The sequence below is a fragment of the Exiguobacterium sp. UBA7533 genome (assembly GCF_002479335.1).
Classification (GTDB): domain Bacteria; phylum Bacillota; class Bacilli; order Exiguobacteriales; family Exiguobacteriaceae; genus Exiguobacterium_A.
Genome location: NZ_DLMP01000007.1, coordinates 7,438 through 10,840, shown reverse-complemented (window position 1 = coordinate 10,840; position 3,403 = coordinate 7,438). Strand labels below are relative to the sequence as shown.

Here is a 3,403-nt window from a genome sequence, read left to right as displayed (position 1 = left end):
CAATCATGGTCATTCGAAGTTATGCTCAGTCCATTTCAGATGGGATCTATCCAGATGGTGATTTAACCGGCTCCGTATCGGTCATTGATGAGGAAGCGGAACGATTAGAGAAAAAAGTGGCGGCTCTTCTTTACGTCACGAAGCTCGACTATTTCGAGCTCGATCGTTCGACGTGGGATAATGTCGATATCGATCGGATGATACACCTGCTGAAAAATCGTTTTTCTGGAACGAAGTCACTCGAATGGCATGTTAGTGGAGAAGCGGGAATCGTCCTTGGTGAAGGGGAACAATTACGAGTTGCACTCGAAAACGTCATGGACAACGCGATTCGTTATGCTGAAACACAAATTGACATCCGACTGTCTGGGACAGCGGATCAGGTTCATATCGAAATTGAAAATGATGGACCGCCACTTGATGACTCTTCGCCCTTGTTTCATCAATTTTCACGGGGCAAAGAAGGGAAGTTTGGGCTTGGTCTTTACATTGTCAAAAGGATCGTTGAGCGTCATGATGGTACGGTAGCAATTGAGAATCGCCCTGCGGGAAATGGAGTCGGGAAAGTTTGTGTGATTTTTAATTTCCCACGTCACTTTATTGAACAAGAGGAAAAAAAGCCAGAAGAATTTTAAAAACGGGATCCTAGGATCTCGTTTTTTTCATTAGGAAATAATCGGTATACTCATGCAGAGTAGAAGGAAGTTTGATATAACCAATATAATTCAGGAAGGGAGTGAAGGAGATGTCATACCCAGTTACGGAAGAAACGTTAGCTTTGATTCCACGATATGGTCAATATGGTGAACCACAGACACTTGTCATCAAGGAGCATTCGGAAAGTATTTTAGAGGGTCATCCGATTAAGTTGATTGAAGAATCCTGTTTATATTTTGGTTCATCGATGCGTGGACGGATCGAAGCAGCGCGACATATTCTTGGTCCGAACCGAAAGACACCTGTTTTAGTAGATTGGCAGGCACAAACGATATTTTTTCCGACGACCGCAAAAGAAAAGGCGGAATGCATTTGGATCAATTTCAAGCAAATGAAGACTGTTCAAAAAAAGTCTGGAAAAGTACAGGTAGAGTTTCAGACAGGTCAATGTATTGATACGGACGCATCCGCATACAGCATCGAACGGCAACGAATCAAAACGTTGGAACTGGCGTATGAAATGCAACGGCGCTTCCAATTGCCGGAGTTTAAGAATCGATGAAAAGTGGAAACACATAACAGGAATCTTACTTATGTAAGGAGAAAGAAGTAGAGAGAGAAATCATAGGGAGGTGAAGCGGTAACTTTTACCGCGACACGATGAATGAATCATATGAATGGTTAAATCGCCGAAAATTGCAGCCTGGATTTGGTGCGACTGGAGGCAGACGCTTTATCAGTTCCCGCATCGTGCGTCCGGAAAATACACCGGGTAAACGAATCAAAGGAATCAAACGCGCGCGACAACTAGTCGTCGATGATGCCGGAAATCGCCGTTGGGTCACGAAACGAATCGTTGTGACGGATGCTGCGAAGCATGTCACGATGAATCGTCGAACATCGATCGCCTTAAAAGAGACGAATGAATCGCGACTTGAACAAGTCAAACAAAAACTAGCATCTAATAAAAAAGTCTTACTTCCAATCTTGGCGGCAACAGGAATCGCTGTCGCAGGTGGCGTTCTTGCCTATGTCCTTCGTCGGAAGAAAAAACAATCCGATCAATAAAAAAGAAGCCGTTCTCCAGTTGGGAGGACGGCTTCTTTTATGTCTTAAAGGAATCGTTTCCGTAAAGAAGTCGAAAGTGCTTTGTCTGCGATTTCTTCTAGTTCCGTCAAGTTCGTCGGATCAAAGCTATCATTGTAGAACCGACCTACAAAGTCGACACGGTCGTAATCGAGTTCCTTGAAAATCAAGTGTTTATGATCGTCATAAAAAACGACACGGTAGTAATCAGAACCGCGTTCAAGGGTGACGAGACCTTTGATATGGTCCAATTTTTTTTGTTCTTCGGTTTGTTCTTCTTCGAGTGTATCGTCCTCGTTCGTCGATGCTTCTGCTTGCTCAATCGCATTCTTTACGAGTTCCGGTCGTTGTTCTTGTTCTTCCGTCATGTTATATCGCCTCCATTTATTATTTTACATGGAAATGGACAGATGAGAAAGAAAAATCCCTCAGTCCATCTGGTGTGCTTCGCAAACACGTAAGACATTCGTTGCGCCAATCCGTAATCGCTCGAGGAGTTGGAGTCGCGCTTCTTCATTTGGAATCGTATCAAGAGAAGCTATTTCCATCAGTTCCAACCAACGGATGGCATGCTCTTTTTGAATCGGCAATAGCCGGTGAATCATCGCTAAACTCGTCGGCGGTTGATTCGGATCGCGTGGACCTCCTGTCATTTGGGTCAAGAAGGCGAATTGTGCCTGTTCGACACGGTGTCGATCATCAGGAAATAACGGACGCAATAAGGAATCATGGTAGACTTGATGATAGAACGAATGAATCAAAGAGGTGAGTACTTGCTCGCCTCCAAGCATTTCATAGAGCGACAAAAATCATCACCTGCCTTACATTAGGATGTGTTCTGATTATAGCAAATCCATATCGAAAAGACATGCGTCGAAAACAGTACATTTGTTCTTATTTGTGCGATAATAATGATACATAAAAACGTAGAGGAGGTTTTCTTGATGAACCATATGCACATTGGTCGTGCTGGTAGTGGGAAAACGACACAATTGATTGAGCGCGTCGTACAAGAACTCGAGCAACGACCACTAGGCGAGAAGATGTATTTCATCGTTCCGGATCAGATGTCATTCGAAATGGAGCGTCGGATTGCGACAGATGAACGGATAGCAGGTCTTGTTCGTCTCGAAGTCATGAGTTTACGGCGCTTTGCGTTTCATATTTTACGCGATTACGGAAATCAAGCAATTCCATTTCTCGATGAGACAGGAACACAATTATTACTCCGACAGGTCGTCGAGGAATCAGAAGACGAGTTAAAGATTTTTAAGCGTACGAAAAATATGCCAGGATTTTTCCAAGGACTTGATGAACTCATCGCGTCGTTTAAACGCTCATTGATCGAGCCAGATATGTTGCGTCAAGTGAGTGATCGGTCTCTCGAACGGTCACCCAAATTGAACGATCTTGCGTTGATTTATGAGCGCTTTGCGGAACGAATCGTCGATAAGGCACTCCATGCGGATGATTATTATACGACGTTACTTGAGTTGCTTCCGAAAGCGCGACTGGATCAAGCGACGATCATCGTCGACGGATTTTATGAGTTTTCGCTTCAGGAACAACAAGTACTGCTTGCCTTGATGCAACAAGTGGCTGAAATGCATATTAGTTTTACAATGGACGCGGCGGATCCTTATGCAAAACAAACGTCTTT

The 3,403-nt window shown here is 43.9% G+C and carries 6 protein-coding genes; 4 read left to right on the top strand and 2 right to left on the bottom strand.

Annotated features, from left to right (window positions below; genetic code table 11):
- The 3 genes from B2U10_RS11110 to B2U10_RS11100 form a co-directional block, all read left to right on the top strand.
- A partial coding sequence (locus tag B2U10_RS11110) for a sensor histidine kinase (RefSeq protein WP_290787739.1) occupies positions 1-635 on the top strand: 635 nt, incomplete at its 5' end.
- A gap of 110 nt (positions 636-745) precedes the next feature.
- Positions 746-1,219, top strand: a complete 474-nt coding sequence (locus B2U10_RS11105) for a competence protein ComK (protein ID WP_035409368.1) — start codon at positions 746-748, stop codon at positions 1,217-1,219.
- Positions 1,220-1,317: 98 nt separating this feature from the next.
- On the top strand, positions 1,318-1,725 hold the full coding sequence (locus B2U10_RS11100; RefSeq protein WP_023467385.1) for a hypothetical protein: 408 nt from the start codon (positions 1,318-1,320) through the stop codon (positions 1,723-1,725).
- 44 nt (positions 1,726-1,769) lie between these two features.
- On the opposite strand, the gene B2U10_RS11095 is transcribed toward B2U10_RS11100, so the two are convergent.
- The gene (locus B2U10_RS11095; RefSeq protein WP_029340963.1) at positions 1,770-2,111 is read right to left on the bottom strand and encodes a hypothetical protein; all 342 of its coding nucleotides are present in this window, start codon (positions 2,109-2,111) and stop codon (positions 1,770-1,772) included.
- 60 nt (positions 2,112-2,171) lie between these two features.
- A complete protein-coding gene (locus B2U10_RS11090) occupies positions 2,172-2,549 on the bottom strand; it encodes a truncated hemoglobin (RefSeq protein ID WP_231496881.1) in 378 nt (125 codons plus the stop codon).
- Between the two features lie 138 nt (positions 2,550-2,687).
- Between B2U10_RS11090 and B2U10_RS11085 the strand changes: the two genes are divergently transcribed.
- On the top strand, positions 2,688-3,403 hold a 716-nt coding region (locus B2U10_RS11085), incomplete at its 3' end, for a PD-(D/E)XK nuclease family protein (protein ID WP_349680034.1).